The sequence below is a fragment of the Clostridium gasigenes genome, assembly GCF_900104115.1.
GTDB classification, from domain to species: domain Bacteria; phylum Bacillota; class Clostridia; order Clostridiales; family Clostridiaceae; genus Clostridium; species Clostridium gasigenes.
The window spans coordinates 194743-216639 of record NZ_FNJM01000003.1 but is presented as its reverse complement, the minus strand read 5'-3'; the positions used below and the strand labels follow the sequence as shown (position 1 = coordinate 216639).

The window sequence follows — 21897 nt, the reverse complement described above, 5'->3', positions numbered from 1 at the left end:
ACAATATAGTGAGCATAGATATATTTATATGAATTATAAAAGAGGAGTAATAGGATTATGTATGATAAAGTAAAGCTGGATTATACCTATGATGGATTAGAACCATATATTGATGCAAAAACAGTTGAAATACATTATACAAAGCATCTTCAAACTTATGTAAATAATTTAAATAACTTATTAAAGGGATATGAGGATTTTACAGATGGGAAAACATTAGAACAAATATTAAGATACCCGAAAAAAATTCCGTGTAAAATTAGGACAGGGGTAATAAATCAAGGGGGTGGAGTATCTAATCATAACTTTTATTTTACAATACTATCTCCTAATGCTAAAATAAAACCAGAAGGAAAATTACTAGATAATATTAATAAATGTTTTGGTAGTTTTGATGAATTAAAGGAAGAGGTCAGTAGAGTTACAATTGCTCAGTTTGGTTCAGGTTATGGGTGGCTTGTAATTAATAGAAAAGGAAAATTAGAAATTGTAAGTACACAAAATCAAGATACACCAATAAGTATTGGTATGGTGCCACTATTAACTATAGATGTTTGGGAGCATGCATATTATTTAAAATATAAAAATTTAAGGGCAGATTATGTGAAAAATATTTGGAACCTAATAGATTGGTCGAAAATTGAAAAGATTTATTATAAGTCAATGGGAAATAGGCTATAATAAATATAAATACTTTAAAAGATTAAGAGGAGGACTAACATATGGTTACAAAGAAACAACTTAAAGAAGATATAATAACTTATGATGTTATAAAGTCTGTTGATGAAGATGGGAAAATAATTGAGTATGTTGAGGTCACCTTAGATGATCGTATTATAGATGTGTATATGGATACAAGTGAAGTTAATGTAGGTCTTATAATTAACAGAATTATAGAAGATAATCTTTATGTAGATTAATTTTTATTAATATATTAAATTTTTATTTACAATAATTACATTGATAAAGTATAATGAATATGTTTCATTATATAAAATAACTTAGATAAAAAGGAGAACATATGAGAGCAGTATATAGAAATCCTAAGGAATTAGCAAGTAAACTTAAGGACACCGTAGATGATTATTTTGATGATGTGTTAAGTTATGAAAAATTAGAGCAAAAGATTACATTAATTATAAAGGCTAATGGCGATAGAATTTATAAAGATGGTAATATGCCAGCAAAATTATCTATTGTATTAGGTGCTGAAAGAATAGAAGTAATAGATAAAATTGCAAAAAATATTGAATAAATATTGAAGGTGAATTTAGTAGATTGATACTAGATTCACTTCTTTTTTTGAAGTCTATATAGATATAGATTTGTAAAAGTTGACAAAGAAATGGAAAAACAATAATTCTAGAAATAGATACAAATGAAAATAGGATAGGAGAATTTTTATGAAAAATGAAAATATGTTAGCAACTGCGCCTATAGGGAAGTTGCTTATAAAATATTCAATTCCGGCAATAATAGGAATGATTGTAAATGCACTTTATAATGTAGTAGATAGAATGTTTATAGGGCACCTTCCAGAGGTTGGATCTTTAGCAATAACTGGGGTAGGATTAACTATGCCAATAATGACTATTATATTAGCCTTTGGAATGCTTATTGGAATCGGAGCTGCAAGTAATATATCAATAAAACTTGGTCAGGGAAAACGGAAAGAGGCAGAAAAAATAATAGGAAATGTTATTACCCTTTCACTGATTATAGGAGTGACACTAAGTATTTTAGGTATAATATTTGGAAACAATATTTTAAACCTATTTGGTGCAAGTGAAAATACCTTATATTATGCTAAGTCTTATATTTATATAATATTAGGGGGGACAACTTTTAGTATTTTAGCATTTGCTTTAAATAATACAATTAGAGTTGATGGTAATCCAAGACTTGCAGCTACTATAATGGTGGTTGGCTGTTTAACTAATATTATATTAGATGCAGTATTTATATTTAAATTTAATTTAGGAATTCAAGGAGCTGCACTTGCTACAGTAATATCTCAAATAATTACCTCTGTGTGGGCACTTGAATATTACATTTCGGGCAAATCGAACTTAAAGTTTAGAAAATCAAGCTTGAAGTTAGATAAAAAGCTAATTGGAGTAATATTCGCAATAGGATTATCACCTTTTATGATGCAAATTGCAGCAAGTTTAGTGCAAGTTATCGCAAATAATTCATTAAAGGTTTATGGTGGAGATTTAGCAATTGGCGCAATGGCAACTATTTCTTCAGTAAATTTATTATTTCTAATGCCTGTGTTTGGAATAGATCAGGGTTCACAACCTATAATTGGGTTTAACTATGGGGCAAAACAATATGACAGAGCACATAAAGCGGTTAAGCTTTCAATGATGGCGGCAACAGCCATCTTAACAGTGTCTGCAATAGTAATTCAAATATTCCCAGAAGCTATAATTGGAATGTTTAATAAAGATGCAGAGCTAATGAGTATATCAACAAGAGGTGTTAGAATATATCTTCTTATGTTACCAATTATAGGTATAGCCATATCTGGTTCAGATTATATTTTGGCTATTGGTAAAGCAAAACTTGCAATGTCATTAAGTATACTTAGACAAATAATAGTACTTATACCTATTATGATTATTTTACCTAAGTTTTTAGGGTTAGATGGGGTTTGGATAGCACAACCTATATCTGATATTATTGCGACAATAATAACAGCTTTAATAGTAATAAGAGAAATGAGATCAATAAAGAAGCTTGATAAAAATGAAAATGAAATAGCTCATAGTAGAATTGAAAGCGACTAAGGGAAAAGAACTATCAAAATTTCTAATTTGAGAGATTTTGATAGTTCTTATTTTTATAAAAAATTAAAAAATAATTATGTAGTTTGTAGTATATTAATTAGAGGAAAATTGAAATAAACTGAGTAATCGAAATAATCAGAATAATTAGAATAAAACATTTGCAATTGGCATATAATAGGAATATTATTAATATATTACATTAAACTGCACAAATACAAAAGTTGTACTGGAGTTTAAAATATTAAAAAAAAGGGGATATTAAAATGGCGAGAAGAGCTTTTAAAAAAATGAAAAAGACAGTTGCAATTTTGACAGTTACAAGTATGCTTATGGGAATTACTATTACTGTTATGCCATCTATGAATGCAAGTGCAATGGAAGTAGCAGCACAGAACAAACGTAATGTAATGTATTACGGAGATTGGTCGATATGGGGTGGAGAAAATAATTTTTATCCAAAAGACATACCAGCAGATCAATTAACTCATTTAAATTTAGCATTTTTAGATTTTAATGCAAGTGGAGATTTGATTTTCTGTGACAAGGATGCAAATATTGGAGCTCCAGTTGGAATGCCAAGCGTTCAATGGGGTGGAGCTAATGCAGGTATTATAAATGCATTGCAAGATTTAAGGGCAGAAAATCCAAATATGAAAATAGGTACATCTATTGGAGGTTGGTCAAAATCAGGAGATTTCTCCACAGTAACAGCTGATCCTACAATTAGAGCTAAATTTGTTGAAAACGTTATGAAATTTGTTGAATATACTAATATGGATTTTGTAGATATAGATTGGGAATACCCAGGTGATGCTCGAGAGCCGGATAAGGTTGATAATAAAAATGATGAAGGTACACCAAATGCAACAGCAGCAGATAAAGAAAACTATATTAAGTTACTGCAAGATTTAAGAACAGCTTTAGATAAACAAGGAAAAAGACTTGTAAAACCTTATGAATTATCAGTTGCATTACCAGTTTCTAAAAAGAAATTAGACTTGGGTATTGATATTAATAAGTTATTTAGCATTGTAGATTTTGCAAACATAATGACTTATGACATGTATGGTGGATGGAATGAGAATAGTGGACATCATGCGGCTTTATATCCTAATCCTAATGATCCAAGTAAGGGCGAAGGATTATCAGTTGATGAAAGTATAGATTATATAATAAGCAAAGGTGCTAAAAAAGAAAAAATAGTTGTTGGCGCAGCTTATTATACAAGGGGATGGGAAAAGGTTTCAGCAGGACCAGACAAAAATAATCCTGGACTGTATGGAAAAGCAGAAAAAATTAATAAAAATGCAGATGGTACACTTACAACAGGAGCAAAAAATCAAGCAGCAAGTACAGTTGGTGATGGCGGACGTGCTGGAGGAGTTTGGGCTTATAGTGGATTAGAAAAATTAAAAGGTGCATATTCAGGACTTAAAGAATATTGGGATGATACAGCGAAAGCTCCATATCTTTATAATGAAAAAACAGGAGCGTTTTTCACTTACGATAATATAAGATCAATCGGAGAAAAAACTAAATATGTTAATGATAATAACCTAGGTGGAATGATTGGTTGGATGGCATCACAAGATAAATCAACAACTTCTACAAATCGTGATGAATTAACAAAGGCGAGTAAAATAGGACTTTATGGACAAGCTAATTTACCAGATAATAAAATAGTATATGCTGATTTAGACATAAGCTGTAGTATAAAAACATCTAAAGATGACTGGGCAAAGGGTGGTAAATACGAAATAACAATTAAAAACAATGAAAAATTAGAAGAATCAGGAGATACATTAAGAGGTGTTGAAAATGCAGCCGAAACTATTAAAACTCCTAAGTTCTACATCAAAAATACTAGTGGGACACTTACAGCGGGAAATAACTTGGCAGGTAAGGTTACTCAAGAAGGTATATATACAGTAGTTGATATTAGTGGTGTTTATGAAGGGGCAGTTATAGAACCAGGAAAATCATATACATTTGTATTAAACACAACAAATGCGAAGCCAATGGATACTGATATTAGTAGCATTGAATTAGCACAGCATATTTATAAAGGTGGAACTGAGTTAAACAGGCAATTAATAAAATAGGGGGTTATTTTTAGAATAACTTAAAAGTATTTAGGGTGAAAAAATTTTTTATTAGAATTTTTCCATCCTATTTTATTTATATTTATGAAATAGGTCTATTTTACTAGACATGAAAATAAAAAAAGGGATATAATATAATTTGTGTTTAAATAGAAGAAGAGGTGACGTTTTTTGGAAAAAGATATAAATAAAATGCAAGAAGATATAGTAAATGCAGATATGAAACAAGCTGATAAAATATGGAAAGTCATGGAGGAAAATTTATCTTTAGAATACCACTTAGATAGAATGACTAAGGATGAATTAGTTAAGGTGGCTGCACAATATAAAGTAAAAGGAATAACTTCTTTAAAAAAGGCTGATGCAGTAATAAAGGTTAAAAATTCTATTATTGAAAAAATAGATATTACATTAGATCTTTTAAATGATGAAGGTTTTAGCTATTTACAAAATTTGATTAATGGAAACTGTATTGAAAGTTGTGAAACTAATGAGTTAATTAATACAACCTATCTTAGAAATAGGGGAATATTATTTACAGGGATTATAGATGAAAACTTAAAAGTAATATTACCTATAGAAGTAAGTGAACTAATAAAAATTAAGTTAACTAAGGAATTAAAAGAAAATACTTTAAGAAATACTGAAATAGTAAAGTTATTTGCAGGAATGGTTTATTATTATGGAGTTTTAACAATTGATAAATTTATAGAATTAGCAGAATCTACATTGGAATATGATATTTACTATGAAAGAGTTGAAATGATTATAAATAATGGAGAAGAACTTGGATTTGATTATCAAATTGAAGGTAATATAGCAGTTCATATAGATGTAGAAGAAGTTTCAGAAATAATAGAGGCTCAAGAGAGGAATTGTGAAATTGGTTATTATAAATTTGATAAGAAGGCACTTATAAAGGCTGCGAAACCAGATTTTATTGAAGAAAATAAACAAGCCTTAAAACTTGAAAAAGTAATTGGAGAATTATTTGTAATTGATAAAAAAATACTTAAAGAGGAAATAGAAAGTTATTCAATAGCTATAAAAAATGAAGAACCATTAGATGCTTGTATTGATGTGTATTTACGAGCATATCAAATAGAGGCTGATGAAGAAAGAAATATATTTTCGGAAGAGTTAACTAAGCTTGCAAATTCAGTTAGAAGATGGAGCTATAAAGGATATAGTCAAACGGAGATAGATAATAAAAAGAAAACAGTAGTAGTAGAAGTTAAAGTAGGAAGAAATGATGTTTGTATTTGTGGAAGTGGGAAGAAATATAAGAAATGTTGTGGAAGATAATTTAATTATAAATAAAAGGATAACTTTAAAAAGTTATCCTTTTATTTGCAATATAATATTAGTGAGAGAATATTATAAAATATAGGAATTATACTGTGGTTAAAAATATAACATACAATTTATGTTCATAAAAAAAATAGCCATAAATAGCTTTAAACATATAGTTAAATTAATAGAATAGTCATAAATAATGGATTGAAAGTAATAAATTGTAGTTAAATAAATGACTAACATTGAGTAAGTGGGAATATTATGATAAAATTTAAGTAAGACTATAATATTAAGTATAAAATTTAGAGTTTTAGTCGGAACTTTAGATAAAATAGGAGGGGTTTTTATGATAAGTAATATTCTTAGTAATGTGAAAATTTCAACTAGAAATTTTCAACTTATGGATAATAGAATTCAAAGTATTTCTGAAGACGAGAGAGCTACAGTTTTAATGAATTGTAATATTGATAAAATGAATTATGAAGAAGTATTAAAAAATATTAAAGAGTATGCTCTAGTAGATAATAAAGGAATAGAGTTATATTCTAAATATGAATCAAAGAGATTTAAGAGCATAGTTATTAAAGCTTTTAGTATTAATCCGAATTTAAATGGTTATGGAGTAATAGCAGAGGCTAAAAGAGAAGAATTAGAACTTGGTTTAAAAGTGATTAAAAGACTATTTGAAGATGTTGAAGTTAAATTTGCCATTGATGGAACGGATAAAAAAATTACACCTATAGTTTCAGGTCTAGGAGAAGTTATAAAGGTTAACAAAACTTTAGACCTATATGACGAAAAGTTACAGATTAAAGGGTTTGGTAAAGATGTGAATACTGAGGATATATTAATAGAAGATTTATTTACTTTAATTTACCTTGGAAAAGCATTTAAAGATGGAAATTTAAACAAGGAAGTTTATTTAACTATTTATGGTGGAGCGGTAGAAGGAAACAAAGTTGTTTCTGTAAATTCAGGTACATCACTTAATGATATTTTTGTTTATTTAAATGGAGATAAGGAATCACTTAAGAAGGTAATTATTGGGGGAGCACTAAATGGACAAGGGCAATATAATCTAGATGGTGCTGTAAACAATGCTATGAGGGGAATACTCTTTTTAACAGAAAAAGAGTCGCCATCAGAGGATGATATGAGCTGTATTAGATGTTCAAAATGCTTAAGAGTTTGTCCTGAAGGATTAAATCCTATAAAACTTAAAGAACTTTGGAATAGAAACGAAAAGGATGAGTTTTTAAAATTTGGTGGAGAGAAGTGTATTGAATGTGGATTATGCAGTTATGTATGCCCTTCAAATATAGAAATTATCCAAGCTATAAGAACAGGAAAAGTTTTCATAAATAAATAACGAAGGAATAGGAGTGAAGATAGTGGAAAACAAAACGCTTCATATATCACCAATGCCTCATGTTAAAAGAGGGTTAGGTGTAAATAAAATAATGCTAGATATTATAATAGCATTAATTCCAGCTGTATGTGCAGGTATATACTTTTATAAGGGAGATGCAGCAAAAATATTACTAGCTACAGTTTTAGCTAGTTTAGTTGCAGAAGCACTATGGAATAAATTTGTTAAAAAGACAAACTGGCTAACAGATTTAAGTCCAATAGTATCAGGTATTATTTTAGGTCTTATAATGCCAACCTATGTTCCTTTATGGATACCAATAGTTGGATCGATTTTTGCAACAATAGTAGTTAAACAGTTTTTTGGAGGTCTTGGTCAAAATTTTATGAATCCAGAAGCTGCTACAAAAGCATTTTTAATAACTTCATGGGCTGCTGTAATGGCAAAACCAGTAGTTGATTCAACAACTGCTGCATCAGGAGCTGTTGAAAAGACTTTAACATTATGGAACCAAATATTAGGACAAGCATCAGGAAGCATTGGTGAAGTATCAATATTAGCATTACTAATAGGTGGAGTATATTTACTAGTTAGAGGTGTTATTAGCTTTAGAGCACCAGCAACATTTATAGTTGCTTCATTTGTTATGCATTCAGTACTTGGTAAAGAAGGTTTATTAACGGGAGCATTCTTCCTGGCGGCCATATTTATGGCAACAGATTATGCTACAACACCAATGACTAAGAGTGGACAATACTTATTTGGGTTAGTGGCTGGAATTTGTGCAAGTATTATAGCAGTGCTTGGATATAATCCAGATGGACCGTATTATGCAATTATAATAATTAACTTATTCACTCCATTAATAGAGTACTATACAAGTAAAAGAGTGAAAATTAAGAAGGAGGCTGCTTAAGATGAAAGAAAATTTCAAACTAGGAAGAACCCTTCTAATAATAACAGCAATTGCAGGGGTATTACTTGGTTTTGCAAATAACTTAACTAAGGATGCTATTTTAGAAAATGCTAAAATGAATAAAGAAGATTTAAAGGCTGTATTGTCACAAGCTGAATCAGTTCAGGATATAGAATTCACTAAAACCGAAGCAGTTAAAGAAGTTTATAAAGCTGTAAATGGTAATGAGGTTGTAGGCCATGTCCTAAAGGTTACAAGCAAAGGATTCCATGGACCAGTAGATTTCCTAATTGGAATATCAACAGATAATAAGGTTTCTGGAATTAGAGTATTATCACATGCTGAAACACCGGGTCTTGGATCTAAAATAGCAGAAGTGAAATTTACATCAAGATTTACAGCTAAACCAATAGCAGAAGATTTAGAAGTAGTAAAGGTAACTCCTAATAAGGATAATGAAGTAGAAGCTATATCGGGAGCTACAACTTCAAGTAAAGCAACTGTAACAGCCGTAAATGATGCTATTAGATTCTATAAGGAAAATATAAAAGGTGAAGAAGTAGAATCTAAGAAAGAAACAGATGCAGATACAGCTGCTACAGGAAGCTAAACTAAAGAAAGTTAGGAGGAAATAAAATGAATAAGTTAATAGAAAGAATTAAAAATGGAGTAGTTACAGAAAATCCAATATTTGTTCAAGTTTTAGCTATGTGTCCTACTTTAGCAGTTACAACAAATGCTAAAAATGCATTAGGAATGGGACTTGCTGCAACAATAGTACTTATATTTTCTAATATGATTATTTCAGCATTAAGAAAGTTTATACCAGATCAGATTAGAATACCAGCATACATTGTTATTATTGCATCTTTTGTTACAATAATAGAAATGTTAATGAATGGATATGTACCAAGTCTTTATAAGTCGTTAGGTATATTTATTCCATTAATAGTTGTTAACTGTGTTATTTTAGGAAGAGCAGAAGCTTATGCTTCAAAGAATTCAGTGTTACCATCAATATTTGATGGAATAGGAATGGGTCTTGGATTTACAGTGGCATTGGTTGTAATTGGAACATTTAGAGAGATTTTAGGAGCAGGAACAATTCTTGGATTCCAAGCAATGCCTCTAGGTTATAAACCAATATCAATTATGATTTTAGCACCTGGTGCATTCTTTACAATGGGTGGATTAATGGCACTATTAAATTATATTAATATTAAAAAAGCAGAAAAAACAGGGGAAGCACCAAAAAGATTAGAGCATAACTGTGGAAGTTGCTCAGGATGTGGAACTAGTGAATGTTCAGTAGAAGAATCAAATGAAAAAACTACAATAGAAATAAAGAAAAATTAGGAGGGTAACTATGGAACTGTTTATAATTTTTATAGGAGCGATGTTAGTTAATAATTTTGTTCTTTCAAAATTCTTAGGAATATGTTCATTTCTTGGAGTATCCAAAAAGAAGGATGCAGCTTTTGGAATGGGACTTGCTGTTACCTTTGTAATGATATTATCTTCAGTAATGACCTGGCTTGTATATAATGGAATACTTGTACCGTTAGGTCTAGAATATTTAAATACTATAGCAAGTGTACTCGTAATTGCAGCTTTAGTACAATTTGTTGAAATGGCAATGAAGAAACTTTCACCAAGCTTACATAAAGCGCTTGGGATATTTTTACCATTAATAACAACTAACTGTGCTGTTTTAGGAATGACTGTATTAAATGTACAAGAAGGTTATAACTTTATAGAATCAGTAGTTAATGCAATTGGGGGAGCATCGGGATATATGCTTTCTATAGTGTTATTAGCATTTATAAGAGAAAAAATAGATTATAATGAAAATATACCAAAGGTTTTAAGAGGGTTACCAATTACATTATTCACAGCAGCATTAATGTCAATTGCCTTTTTAGGATTCCAAGGATTAATTCACTAGGAGGGATTTTGCATGAATATATTATTTGCAGCATTAAGTTTAGGAGTTCTAGGATTAATTTTTGGAATTTTGCTTGGATTTGCTTCAAAGAAATTTGAAGTTAAAGTTAACCCAAAGATACCTATGATAAGAGAAATACTACCAGGTGCAAACTGTGGTGGTTGTGGATATGCAGGGTGTGATGCTTATGCAGAAGCTGTAATAGAAGGTGGAGCAAAACTAAACCTTTGTTCAGTTGGTGGAGCTAAGACTACAGGAGATATTGGAGAAGTTTTAGGTGTTACTGTAGAAAATGGAATAAAACTTACTGCATTTGTTAAATGTAATGGAAGCTGTAGTGTAGCAAAACAAAATTACACATTAGAAGGTGTCTCAGACTGTTTAACAGCTTCATTAATGGAAGATGGAGGGGCAAAAGCCTGCTCTTTTGGATGTTTAGGACTTGCAACTTGTGTTGGTGTTTGCGAATTCGACGCTATACATATAGTTGATGGAATTGCAAAAGTAGATTACCAAAAGTGTACTAACTGTGGAGCGTGTATAAATATTTGTCCTAAAGGGCTAATAGAAGCTGTACCGGCAGATAACAAAGTAAGGGTTGAATGTAATAACTCTGAAATTGGAAAGCATGTAAAGCAAAACTGCTCAGTAGCTTGCATAGGATGTAAAATATGTGAAAGAAACTGTCCATCGGATGCAGTACGTGTTACAGGATTCTTAGCTAAAGTAGATTATCATAAGTGTACTAGCTGCGAAGTATGTACTACTAAATGTCCAACTGGAGCAATAAAGAATATATTTAAGTAAGGCATTTCTAAATAAATAATAAGTCAAGATGACTAAATAGCTAACAGCAATGCTGTTAGCTATTTTTCTTCAATGGTTTATAACGTTTTCAGAAAAGAAACATATAATATTATATAAACACATTACATAGTGGAATTAATTTATTATTTTTACTAAAAAAGGAGGTAATTTTATGGCCACTAATGTATTATTTTGTTTAGGATTATTAATTATAGCAATTGGGATAATGTTGTTTTTTAGAAAGAAAAAATTATATAGGGATGGAATACGAACTATTGGAAAAGTAATAGAAATTGAAACTTACACATATTTAAACCAAGGACCGGAGTTTAATACTGTATATTATATAGGAATTACACCCATTATAGAGGTTGAAGATAGAGGTAAAAAGATAAGAATTGCATATAATTCTATAGATGATTACTCAAACCTTTCGAAAGGTGATGAGGTTGAAGTTATATATCCAAAAGGTAAAGTTGAAGAGTTGTTAATTTGTAATGAAAAAGAATTATATAAAGGGCCTTTATCAGTAGGATTAGTAGGCTTATCAATTATAATATTAGCATTAATATTAATATTAGTGTAAAAATATAGTAAGGCATTTGAAAAAATAGGATAGCATATTTGCTTGTTATTTTTTCAAATGCCTTATTTCAAATTATTTAATAATTGAATCAATAGTATGTATAAGTAAAAGAACATTTGTTAAAACTAAAGTTCTTTACTGATGCTATTTAGATTCGATTTTTTATACTAACAATATTATTTTGAAAAAAAATTTCCAAATAAGTTATTGACAACATGTTTTGATTATAGTATATTTTGAGTATCAAAGTATTCAATTATCGAAATATTTTTGTGTGCTAATTGAAATTTCGACAAAATTCTATTATTATAGAAGTACTAGAACTTAAGAACAACTTAAGAAGAGATGTGGGAGTGAATATTCATGAAGAAGACACAAAAGGTATTAAATGAATTGTTGGTACAAATATTCGATGATATTGTGCAAATAGAAGAAAAAACATTAAAACATGGAGCTTTATCTGATTTATCAGTTACAGAAATGCATACGTTAGAAGCTATAGGTATGTACACTCAAAGAACTATGAGTGAAGTAGCACAAGATTTAAAAATTACAGTAGGAACTTTGACAACTGCTATTAATAAGCTTATAAAAAAAGATTATGTTTCAAGAAAGAGAATAGAAGAAGATAGACGAGTAGTTTTAGTAGAACTTACTAAAAGGGGAAAACTTGCATATAGACTACATGAAAAATTTCATAATGATATGATAACAGCCACTATTGATGGGTTAAGTGAAAGCGAGGAAGACGTTTTAATCTCATCACTAGAAAAATTGAATGTTTTCTTTAAAGCAAAAAATGAATTGATTAAGTAAGGGAGCGGAAAAAAATAGACGGGAATTTAATTAGTTATTTTTTGAAGCTCCTCATAAGGAGAGATATATGAAAGAAGTAGTAATTAGTGGAATTGGCGCATATGTACCTTCTAATATTGTAACAAATGAAGATCTAAGTGCCATAGTTGATACTAGTGACGAATGGATTCTTGATAGAACTGGTATAAAAGAAAGAAGAATATCAACTGGTGAGGATACATCAAATATTGCAACTAAAGCTGCGATACTTGCAATTGAAAGATCTGGAGTGCAAAAAGAAGATTTAGAACTAATAATAGTTGCAACAATAACTCCTGATATGTGTACACCATCAGTTGCGTGTATGGTTCAAAAAGAATTAGGAGCTAAAGGTGCAACTGCCTTTGATATAAATGCAGCTTGCTCTGGATTTATATATGCTATTCAAATAGCAGAATCTATGATGAAAATTCATGGTTTCAAGAATGCTCTAATTATAGGGGCAGAAACTTTATCTAAAATAATAGATTGGAAGGACAGAGGGACTTGTGTTCTATTTGGAGATGGAGGGGGAGCCGTAGTGCTTACAGAAAGTAACACTAAAGGAATTATTAATACTTTTAGTAAATCTGATGGAAGCAAATATGAAAGTTTAGTAGCTGCGGCTTTTGATGTTGAAAATCCATATGCTTTAAATGTAGTTAAAAGAAATAACAAGGTACAAATGAAGGGTGGAGAAGTATTTAAGTTCGCAACTGCAGCTATAGTAGAGGCAGTTAAAGAAGTTTTATTAAATACAGATTGCAACCTAGAGGATGTTAAATATATAGTACCTCATCAAGCGAATTTAAGAATAATTGATTATGCAGCTAAGAAGTTAAATGTAGATAAAGAAAAATTTTATGTTAACTTAGATAGATTTGGAAATACTTCTTCAGCTTCTATTCCAATTGCATTAAATGAAATGTATGAAAAAGGTATGCTAAAAGCTAAGGATAAAATAGTGTTAGTTGGATTCGGTGGGGGATTAACCTTTGGGTCTGTATTAATAGAATGGAAATAATAATAAAATATAATATTAGGAGGAATACAAAATGGTATTTGATAGAATTAAAAAGGTAGTATGTGAACAATTAGGGGTTTCAGAAGAGGATGTTAAATTAGAAACAACTTTCGAAGCATTAGGAGCAGATTCATTAGATCTTTTCCAAGTGGTAATAGAACTTGAAGAGGAATTTGATATTCAATTAGAAGATGCAGAAAATATGAAGAGCATACAAGATGCTGTAACATATGTAAACTCAAAAATAGCATAAGGCATTTTAAAGAAAGCCTAAGACCAAAAGATAAGTCAGATATTTTTATCTGACTTATTAAATAGGAGGAATTTTTATGAAGAAGACCAGGATTACAGAATTATTAAACATAGAATATCCGATTTTTCAAGGTGGAATGGCTTGGATTGCAGATGCATCTTTAGCAGCAGCTACAAGTGAAGCGGGTGGTCTTGGAATAATAACTGGAGCTGCTCCTACCCAGTGGGTTAGAGATGAAATAAGAAAAGCGAAAATTTTAACAAGTAAACCTTTTGGAGTAAATATTATGCTTATGTCAGAAAATGCAGATGAGATAGCAAAATTAGTCTGCGAAGAAGATGTTAAAGTGGTTACAACTGGAGCTGGAAGCCCTGGTAAGTATATGGAAATGTGGAAAGCTAAAGGAATAAAAGTTATACCTGTAGTTGCCTCAGTTGCACTTGCTAGAAGAATGGAAAGATCAGGCGCTGATGCAGTTATTGCAGAAGGAACAGAATCCGGTGGGCATGTTGGGCAATTGACAACAATGACATTAGTTCCACAAGTTGTAGATGCATGTAGCATACCAGTTATTGCAGCAGGTGGAATTGCGGATGGAAGAGGTGTTGCGGCATCATTTATGTTAGGAGCTGAAGGCGTTCAACTTGGAACAAGGTTTCTCGTGACTAAAGAATGCACTGTACACCAAAATTATAAAGATAAAGTTATAAAAGCTAAAGATATAGATACAGATGTAACTGGAAGAGGTACAGGTCATCCAGTTAGAGTACTTAGAAATAAACTTTCAAGAGAATTTTTGAAAGCAGAAAAAGAAGGGGCATCAGCAGAAGAGCTTGAAGAATTAGCAAAAGGATCACTTCCAAAAGCTGCAAGAGATGGCGATGTTCAAATGGGATCAGTTATGGCAGGTCAAAGTTCAGGATTAGTAGTAAAAGAAGAAACTTGCAAAGAACTTATATTAGAAATTTTTGAAGAAGCGCAAAAAACTATTGATAAGTTTGGAGGATTAAATGGATAAAAAAATTGCATTTCTTTTCTCAGGACAAGGAGCTCAATATCTATCTATGGGAAAAGAACTTTATGATAATATACCAGAATGTAGGGAAGTATTTAATAAGGGAGAAAAAATATTAGATTTGCCAATTAAGGATATAATATTTAATGGACCAGAAGAAATACTAACTCAAACTGAAAATACTCAACCAGCTATTTTATTAACATCATTAGCTTGTTTAAAAGCTCTTGAGATTAATGGAATAGAAGGCGACTGCGCTGCAGGATTATCACTTGGTGAATATACAGCTTTAATTTATGGTGAAGCTTTATCTTTTGAAGATGGGGTTAAACTTATAAAAGAAAGAGGAAGAATAATGGGGTCATCATTACCTAAAGGGTTAGGTGGAATGGCAGCAGTACTTAAGTTAGATGAAGAAAGTATAAAATTATTATTAGAAAAAGCAGGGGAATTTGGAATTATAGAAGGTGCTAATTTTAATTGTCCAGGGCAAGTTGTTGTTGCTGGAGAAATGGAAGCAATAAAAAAAGCCGTGAAAATAGCAAAAGAACTAGGTGGTATGGCAATACCTTTAAAAGTAAGTGGACCGTTCCATAGTTCTTTATTGGAACCGGCAAGTTTTGAGTTTTTTGAAACTTTAAAATTGTTAGAATTTAAGCCTCTTAAAAAATTAATTTATTCTAATGTAAAAGGAACCCCTTACGAAGAAAATGACGATGTTAAAACTCTACTTAGAAAACAAATGATGTCTTCAGTTTTATTTGAGAAGACAATAAGAGATATGATAGATAGAGGAATTAACACTTTTATAGAAATTGGACCTGGAAAAGCGCTTAGAGGGTTCGTTAAAAAGATAGATAAAAATGCAAAAGTATTAAACGTTGAAGATTTAAATTCTTTAGAAGCTACAATAAAAGCTATTAAAGAAGAAAATTAGGAGGTTTTTATGTTAAAAGGAAAATGTGCAGTAGTAACAGGTGCAGCAAAAGGCATAGGCAGATCTATAGCTTTAAAATATGCAAAACTTGGAGCGAATTTAGTTATAAATTATAGAAGTAGTGAAGAAGAAGCTATTTCTTTAGAAAAGGAATTAAAAGAACTTGGAGTAGAAGTTTTAGTAGTTAAAGCAGATATTAGTAATTTTAATGATGCAAATAATTTAATACTTATGGCTAAAGAAAGATTTGGATCAGTAGATATATTAGTTAATAATGCAGGGATTACTAGAGATGGTTTAGTTATGAGAATGAAAGAAGAAGATTTTGATAGAGTAATAGAAGTAAATTTAAAAGGCGTATTTAACTGTATAAGAGCAGTTACCCCAATTATGGTTAAACAAAAATCTGGTAAAGTCATAAATATGGCATCGGTAGTTGGAATAACAGGAAATGCTGGTCAATTAAATTATTGCGCTGCAAAGGCTGGAGTTATAGGAATGACAAAATCACTTGCAAGAGAGCTTGGAAGTCGTGGAATAAATGTAAATGCAATAGCACCAGGATTTATTCAAACTGATATGACAAATGAACTTGGAGAAAAAGCAAAAGATGCAGTAATGGCAAACATTCCGCTTAAAAGATTTGGAAATGTATCAGATGTTGCGGAATTAGCAGCATTTTTAGCTAGTGAATCTGCAAGTTATATTACTGGTCAAATTATAAGCGTTGATGGTGGAATGTCAATGTAATGGAGGGAAAACAATGAATAGAAGAGTTGTAATAACTGGAATGGGAGCAGTAACTCCTATTGGTAATGATGTAGAAAGTTTCTGGAATAATTCAAAAATCGGAAAACTTGGAATAGATTTTATAAAATCAATTGATACAGACAATTTAGAAGTTAAAATTGCAGGGGAATTAAAAGAATTTGACCCTGAAACTGTTTTAGGGAAAAAAGAAGTGAAAAGATTAGATAAGTTTTCTCAATATGCAGTAGTTGCAGCACAAGAGGCTGTAACTAATTCAGGATTAGATTTAGATAATATAGATAAAGATAGATTTGGGGTTTTTGTAGGATCAGGAATTGGTGGTTTTACAACAGAAGAAAATGGATTTAGGACATTATTTGATAAAGGTGGAAAGAGAGTTTCTCCATTATTCATACCTATGGTTATAATTAATTTAGCAGCAGGAAATGTAGCTATAAGATTTGGGGCTAGAGGAGTTTGTACTTCAGTAGTTACTGCCTGTGCAACAGGAACTAATAATATAGGTGATGCTTTTAGAAGTATCAAACATGGATATAGCGATATTGTACTTGCAGGTGGAACAGAAGCACCTATTACAGCTATGGCAATATCAGGATTTAATAGTATGAGAGCTTTAAATTCATTAAATGATCCAAAAAGAGCATCAATACCTTTTGATAAAGAGAGATCAGGATTTGTTATGGGTGAAGGTGCAGGGATTTTAGTTATGGAAAGCTTAGAACATGCTGAAGCTAGAGGTGCAAATATATTAGCTGAAATAGTAGGATATGGGTCAACTTGTGATGCTTATCATATAACTTCACCAGATCCAGAAGGAAAAGGTGCAAGTAGGTCTATGGAAGATGCAATAAAAGAAGCTGGAATAAGTGAAAATCAAGTTTCATATATTAATGCACATGGAACATCAACTCCTTATAATGATAAGTTTGAAACAATTGCAATTAAAAAGGTATTTGGAGATCAAGCTTATAAAATACCAATATCTTCAACAAAATCAATGACAGGTCATCTTTTAGGTGCAGCTGGTGCAGTTGAAAGTATAGTTTGTATTAAGGCTCTTCAAGAAGGGTTTGTTCCTCCAACTATAGGATATGAAGTATGCGATGAAGGCTTAGATTTAGACTACGTACCAAATGTAGGAAGAGATGCAAAAGTAGAATATGCTTTAACTAATTCTTTAGGATTTGGTGGTCATAATGCATCTTTAGTATTTAAAAAATGGTAGTATTTTAGGAGGAAAACTTATGGATTTAAAAGATATTAGAGAGTTAGTCCAAATGATTAACTCTTCAGAATTAGCTTATTTTGAACTTAAAATGGATGATAATTATATAAAGATGGATAAATCCTTAACTAGAAGTTTAGTAGGGAAAACATCTGTTGAAAACATTGTTGGTAAAGAAGAGATTAATAAAAATATTAATAGTGAAATAGTTAATAAAAATACTGAATTAGATATTGAAGAAAAAGTTTTAGTTAAAGAAGATGAAAATTTATTGACTATTAATTCACCAATGGTTGGAACTTTTTATGGGTCATCATCACCAGATAGTAGTCCTTTTGTTTCAGAAGGATCAAAGGTTTCAAAAGGTGATGCACTATGTATAATAGAGGCAATGAAATTAATGAATGAAATAGAATGTGAATATAATGGGGAAATAGTGAAAATATTAATTAAAGAAGGACAAATGGTTGAGTATGGTCAGCCAATGTTTAAAGTAAGGAGAGGTTAATATGTTAGGGATAAAAGAAATTAAAGAAATTATACCTCATAGATATCCTATGTTATTAATTGATAGAGTTACAGAAATAGTTGAGGGTGTAAGTGCTAAAGGATATAAAAATGTAACTATAAATGAACAATTTTTCCAAGGGCATTATCCAGATCATCCAGTTATGCCGGGTGTATTAATTTTAGAGGCATTAGCTCAAGTTGGAGCTGTTGCAATTTTAAGTAAAGAAGAAAATAAGGGGAAATTACCTCTTTTTGCTGGAGCAGATAAAGTTAGATGGAAAAAACAAGTTGTTCCAGGTGATAGATTAGATTTAAGTGTAGAAATAATAAAAATGCGAGGACCTATTGGTGTTGGACGTGGTATTGCAACAGTTGATGGGGTAAAGGCTTGCGTGGCAGAAATACTCTTTGCTATAGGATAGGTGATAATATGTTAAAAAAAGTGCTAATTGCAAATAGAGGAGAAATAGCTGTAAGAATAATTAGAGCTTGTAGAGAACTAGGGATTTTAACAGTGGCAGTTTATTCAGAAGTTGACAAAGAAGCGCTTCATACACAACTAGCGGATGAAGCTGTTTGTATAGGGCCAGCAGAAGCTAAGGAAAGTTACTTAAATATTACTAATATTTTAAGTGCTTGTGTTTTAACAGGAGCAGATGGGATACATCCAGGTTTTGGGTTTTTATCTGAAAACCCTAGATTTGCAAAAATGTGTACAGAATGCAATATCAAGTTTATCGGGCCAGATTATGAATCAATAGAGCTAATGGGAAATAAAGCAAAAGCAAGAGAGATTATGAAAGAGGCAGGAGTTCCAGTAGTGCCTGGGTATGAAGGCATTGTAGAAAATGCAGATCATGCTTTAAAAATATCAAATGAAATAGGATATCCTGTAATGATAAAAGCATCTGCCGGTGGTGGTGGACGTGGTATTAGGGTAGTTAGAGAAAAAAGTGAATTGAAATTAGCATACGATACAGCTAGAGCAGAGGCAAAAGCTTGCTTTGGTGATGATACTATTTATATAGAAAAATTTATAGAAAAACCAAGACATATAGAATTTCAAATTTTAGCGGATGATTATGGTAATGTAATACATTTGTGTGAAAGAGAATGTTCTATGCAAAGAAATAATCAAAAGGTTCTTGAAGAGGCACCTTCTACTTTCTTAACAAAAGAGTTAAGAGAAGAAATGGGCGAAATAGCCAAAAAAGCAGCAAAAGCAGTTAATTATAAAAATGCAGGAACTATTGAGTTTTTAGTTGATAAAAATTGTGGATATTATTTTATGGAAATGAATACTAGAATTCAAGTAGAACATCCTATAACAGAGATGATTACTGGAATTGATTTAGTAAAAGAGCAACTAAAAATTGCATCAAAAATGACTTTAGATATAACTCAAGAAGATATTAAAATATCAGGTCATGCAATTGAATGCAGAATTAATGCTGAGGATACAAAAAATAATTTCAGGCCTTGTCCTGGTAAAATAGAAGAGCTATGCATGCCAGGTGGAATGGGTGTGAGATTAGATAGTGCAATTTATTGTGGATATAAAATACCTCATAATTATGACTCAATGATTGGAAAACTAATTACTTATGCTAAAACTCGTGAGGAAGCTATTGCTAAAATGAAAAGATCACTAGGCGAATTTGCAATAGGTGGCGTAATTACTAATATTGATTTCCAATACTGGTTAATACAGCAAGAAGATTTCCTGAAAGGGGAATATGATACTTCATTTTTAGCAGAAAAGATGGTGAATAAGAATGCTTAAAGATTTATTTAAAAAAACTCAATATATTACAGTAAGTAAGGTTTCTTTTGATGATGAAATAATAGAGGAAGGTCCTAATATACCTTCTGGAATGTGGAGTAAATGCCATGACTGTGGAAATATAGTTTACACAGAGGATTTAGATTCTAATCTTGATGTATGTAATAAATGTGGATTCCATTTAAGAATAAATGCTAATGAAAGAATTAAACAAGTATTTGATAAAGAAAGTTTTAATATATTATTTTCAGAAGTTATAACTAAAAATCATTTAGGATTTAAAGGATATGAAGAGAAACTTAGAAAAGGTAGAGAAGCCTCTGGAAGTGATGAAGCTGTAATTTGTGGAGTAGGTAAAATAAATGGAATAAATATAGCGGCAGCTGTAATGGATAGTTTTTTTATGATGGGAAGTATGGGATCAGCAGTTGGCGAAAAAATAACAAGAACAGTGGAATATGCAACGTTAAATAAATTACCATTGGTGATATTTACAACTTCGGGTGGAGCCAGAATGCAAGAGGGAATTTTTTCTCTAATGCAAATGGCAAAAATATCAGGGGCTATTGGTAGGCATGACGAAGAAGGGCTATTATATATAACTGTATTAACTAATCCTACAACTGGTGGAGTAACTGCAAGTTTTGCAATGCAAGGAGATATTATAATTAGCGAACCAAGAGCTACAATAGGCTTTGCAGGAAGAAGAGTTATAGAAAATACAATTAAAGAGACGTTGCCAGAGACTTTTCAAAAGGCGGAGTTCTTATTAGAAAAAGGATTTATTGATGCTATAGTTCATAGAAGAGAACTTAAAGGTTATATTTATAAAATATTAAATCTTCATGGGGTGAATAAAAATGAGTAGAGAATTTATAAAAACCATGGCACCATGGGAAAAAGTAAATATAGCTAGACATAAAGATAGACCTAATGGGAAATATTATATACAAAATGTATTTGCAGATTTTTTAGAATTTCATGGTGATAGAACTTTCGGGGATGATAAAGCAATAGTAGGTGGAATAGCTCAAATAGGTGGAATAAGTACAACGGTTATTGCTATTACAAAAGGGGAAAATACAAAAGAAAATATCGAGAGAAACTTTGGAATGCCAAATCCTGAAGGATATAGAAAAGCACTAAGGCTTATGAAACAAGCAGAAAAGTTCAATAGACCGGTGGTTTGTTTTATTGATACCCCAGGAGCCTTTTGTGGAATTGGGGCAGAGGAAAGAGGGCAAGGACATGCAATTGCTCAAAATTTACTCCAGATGAGTAGGTTAAAGACACCTATTATATCTATAATAATAGGTGAAGGTGGAAGTGGTGGAGCATTAGCACTGGCAGTTGGGGATAGTGTATTTATGCTTGAACATTCTATTTACTCAATTCTTTCACCAGAAGGATTCGCATCTATACTATGGAAAGATGGAAGCCGTGCAGAGGAAGCTGCAGAAGTTATGAAAGTAACAGCTCAAGATTTAAGAGCGTTTGATATAATAGATAAAATTATAAAGGAACCTAGAGGTGGAGCTCATAACAATACACAAAAAATGATTAATAGTATAAAAAAAGAAATATATGATGAGTTAAATATATTACTTAAAAAAGATAAAAAAACATTACTAGAGGAAAGATATAATAAATTTAGAAAAATGGGTAGTTTTAATTAGGAAATAGGGGGTGGTGAAAGAAATTTTACTGCCTTTTTTAGGTTGATTAAGCTTTG

25 protein-coding genes are annotated in these 21897 nt (G+C 31.0%); all 25 read left to right on the top strand.

The window, feature by feature from the left end:
- Nucleotides 1-57: 57 nt before the first annotated feature.
- The gene (locus BLS77_RS08435) at nucleotides 58-681 is read left to right on the top strand and encodes a superoxide dismutase (protein ID WP_089968153.1); all 624 of its coding nucleotides are present in this window, start codon (nucleotides 58-60) and stop codon (nucleotides 679-681) included.
- A 41-nt stretch (nucleotides 682-722) separates the two neighbouring features.
- Entirely contained in the window at nucleotides 723-920 is a 198-nt protein-coding gene (locus tag BLS77_RS08430) for a hypothetical protein (protein WP_089968150.1), read from the top strand.
- A gap of 101 nt (nucleotides 921-1021) precedes the next feature.
- Nucleotides 1022-1255: a TIGR04540 family protein gene (locus tag BLS77_RS08425; RefSeq protein WP_089968147.1), complete on the top strand. Its 234-nt coding sequence runs from the start codon at nucleotides 1022-1024 to the stop codon at nucleotides 1253-1255.
- Between the two features lie 148 nt (nucleotides 1256-1403).
- Nucleotides 1404-2792, top strand: coding sequence for an MATE family efflux transporter (locus tag BLS77_RS08420; protein ID WP_089968141.1), 1389 nt, complete (start codon nucleotides 1404-1406; stop codon nucleotides 2790-2792).
- Nucleotides 2793-3055: 263 nt separating this feature from the next.
- Nucleotides 3056-4894, top strand: coding sequence for a glycosyl hydrolase family 18 protein (locus BLS77_RS08415; protein ID WP_089968137.1), 1839 nt, complete (start codon nucleotides 3056-3058; stop codon nucleotides 4892-4894).
- Between the two features lie 171 nt (nucleotides 4895-5065).
- The gene (locus BLS77_RS20560) at nucleotides 5066-6199 is read left to right on the top strand and encodes an SEC-C metal-binding domain-containing protein (RefSeq protein ID WP_089968134.1); all 1134 of its coding nucleotides are present in this window, start codon (nucleotides 5066-5068) and stop codon (nucleotides 6197-6199) included.
- Nucleotides 6200-6536: 337 nt separating this feature from the next.
- The gene (locus tag BLS77_RS08405; protein ID WP_089968131.1) at nucleotides 6537-7559 is read left to right on the top strand and encodes a 4Fe-4S dicluster domain-containing protein; all 1023 of its coding nucleotides are present in this window, start codon (nucleotides 6537-6539) and stop codon (nucleotides 7557-7559) included.
- A gap of 22 nt (nucleotides 7560-7581) precedes the next feature.
- Nucleotides 7582-8475, top strand: a complete 894-nt coding sequence (locus tag BLS77_RS08400) for an RnfABCDGE type electron transport complex subunit D (protein ID WP_089968126.1) — start codon at nucleotides 7582-7584, stop codon at nucleotides 8473-8475.
- A gap of 1 nt (nucleotide 8476) precedes the next feature.
- Nucleotides 8477-9085, top strand: coding sequence for an RnfABCDGE type electron transport complex subunit G (locus BLS77_RS08395; protein ID WP_089968124.1), 609 nt, complete (start codon nucleotides 8477-8479; stop codon nucleotides 9083-9085).
- 26 nt (nucleotides 9086-9111) lie between these two features.
- Nucleotides 9112-9831 carry an electron transport complex subunit RsxE gene (gene rsxE, locus BLS77_RS08390; RefSeq protein WP_089968121.1) on the top strand — a complete coding sequence of 240 codons (720 nt, stop codon included), beginning with the start codon at nucleotides 9112-9114 and terminating at the stop codon, nucleotides 9829-9831.
- 10 nt (nucleotides 9832-9841) lie between these two features.
- Nucleotides 9842-10420 carry an electron transport complex protein RnfA gene (locus tag BLS77_RS08385; RefSeq protein WP_089968118.1) on the top strand — a complete coding sequence of 193 codons (579 nt, stop codon included), beginning with the start codon at nucleotides 9842-9844 and terminating at the stop codon, nucleotides 10418-10420.
- Between the two features lie 12 nt (nucleotides 10421-10432).
- Nucleotides 10433-11227 carry an RnfABCDGE type electron transport complex subunit B gene (locus BLS77_RS08380; RefSeq protein ID WP_089968115.1) on the top strand — a complete coding sequence of 265 codons (795 nt, stop codon included), beginning with the start codon at nucleotides 10433-10435 and terminating at the stop codon, nucleotides 11225-11227.
- A 172-nt stretch (nucleotides 11228-11399) separates the two neighbouring features.
- Nucleotides 11400-11813, top strand: coding sequence for a hypothetical protein (locus BLS77_RS08375; protein ID WP_089968113.1), 414 nt, complete (start codon nucleotides 11400-11402; stop codon nucleotides 11811-11813).
- Between the two features lie 363 nt (nucleotides 11814-12176).
- Entirely contained in the window at nucleotides 12177-12629 is a 453-nt protein-coding gene (locus BLS77_RS08370) for a MarR family winged helix-turn-helix transcriptional regulator (protein WP_089968111.1), read from the top strand.
- 67 nt (nucleotides 12630-12696) lie between these two features.
- A complete protein-coding gene (locus BLS77_RS08365; protein ID WP_089968108.1) occupies nucleotides 12697-13671 on the top strand; it encodes a beta-ketoacyl-ACP synthase III in 975 nt (324 codons plus the stop codon).
- A gap of 31 nt (nucleotides 13672-13702) precedes the next feature.
- Nucleotides 13703-13924, top strand: coding sequence for an acyl carrier protein (locus BLS77_RS08360; protein WP_089968105.1), 222 nt, complete (start codon nucleotides 13703-13705; stop codon nucleotides 13922-13924).
- 76 nt (nucleotides 13925-14000) lie between these two features.
- Nucleotides 14001-14942 (top strand): enoyl-[acyl-carrier-protein] reductase FabK, encoded by a 942-nt coding sequence (gene fabK / locus BLS77_RS08355; protein WP_089968102.1) that lies wholly within the window; start codon nucleotides 14001-14003, stop codon nucleotides 14940-14942.
- Nucleotides 14935-15876 (top strand): ACP S-malonyltransferase, encoded by a 942-nt coding sequence (fabD, locus tag BLS77_RS08350; protein ID WP_089968099.1) that lies wholly within the window; start codon nucleotides 14935-14937, stop codon nucleotides 15874-15876. The genes fabK and fabD overlap by 8 nt, the downstream gene beginning before the upstream one ends.
- Nucleotides 15877-15885: 9 nt before the next feature.
- A complete protein-coding gene (gene fabG, locus BLS77_RS08345) occupies nucleotides 15886-16626 on the top strand; it encodes a 3-oxoacyl-[acyl-carrier-protein] reductase (RefSeq protein WP_089968096.1) in 741 nt (246 codons plus the stop codon).
- 13 nt (nucleotides 16627-16639) lie between these two features.
- Nucleotides 16640-17872 (top strand): beta-ketoacyl-ACP synthase II, encoded by a 1233-nt coding sequence (gene fabF / locus BLS77_RS08340; protein ID WP_089968094.1) that lies wholly within the window; start codon nucleotides 16640-16642, stop codon nucleotides 17870-17872.
- A 19-nt stretch (nucleotides 17873-17891) separates the two neighbouring features.
- On the top strand, nucleotides 17892-18380 hold the full coding sequence (accB, locus tag BLS77_RS08335) for an acetyl-CoA carboxylase biotin carboxyl carrier protein (RefSeq protein ID WP_089968091.1): 489 nt from the start codon (nucleotides 17892-17894) through the stop codon (nucleotides 18378-18380).
- A 1-nt stretch (nucleotide 18381) separates the two neighbouring features.
- Nucleotides 18382-18804: a 3-hydroxyacyl-ACP dehydratase FabZ gene (gene fabZ / locus BLS77_RS08330; RefSeq protein WP_089968088.1), complete on the top strand. Its 423-nt coding sequence runs from the start codon at nucleotides 18382-18384 to the stop codon at nucleotides 18802-18804.
- Nucleotides 18805-18812: 8 nt separating this feature from the next.
- The gene (locus BLS77_RS08325; protein WP_089968085.1) at nucleotides 18813-20165 is read left to right on the top strand and encodes an acetyl-CoA carboxylase biotin carboxylase subunit; all 1353 of its coding nucleotides are present in this window, start codon (nucleotides 18813-18815) and stop codon (nucleotides 20163-20165) included.
- The gene (gene accD / locus BLS77_RS08320; RefSeq protein WP_089968082.1) at nucleotides 20158-21033 is read left to right on the top strand and encodes an acetyl-CoA carboxylase, carboxyltransferase subunit beta; all 876 of its coding nucleotides are present in this window, start codon (nucleotides 20158-20160) and stop codon (nucleotides 21031-21033) included. Before BLS77_RS08325 ends, accD begins: the two co-directional genes overlap by 8 nt.
- Nucleotides 21026-21841 carry an acetyl-CoA carboxylase carboxyltransferase subunit alpha gene (locus BLS77_RS08315; protein WP_089968079.1) on the top strand — a complete coding sequence of 272 codons (816 nt, stop codon included), beginning with the start codon at nucleotides 21026-21028 and terminating at the stop codon, nucleotides 21839-21841. Before accD ends, BLS77_RS08315 begins: the two co-directional genes overlap by 8 nt.
- Nucleotides 21842-21897: the final 56 nt, after the last annotated feature.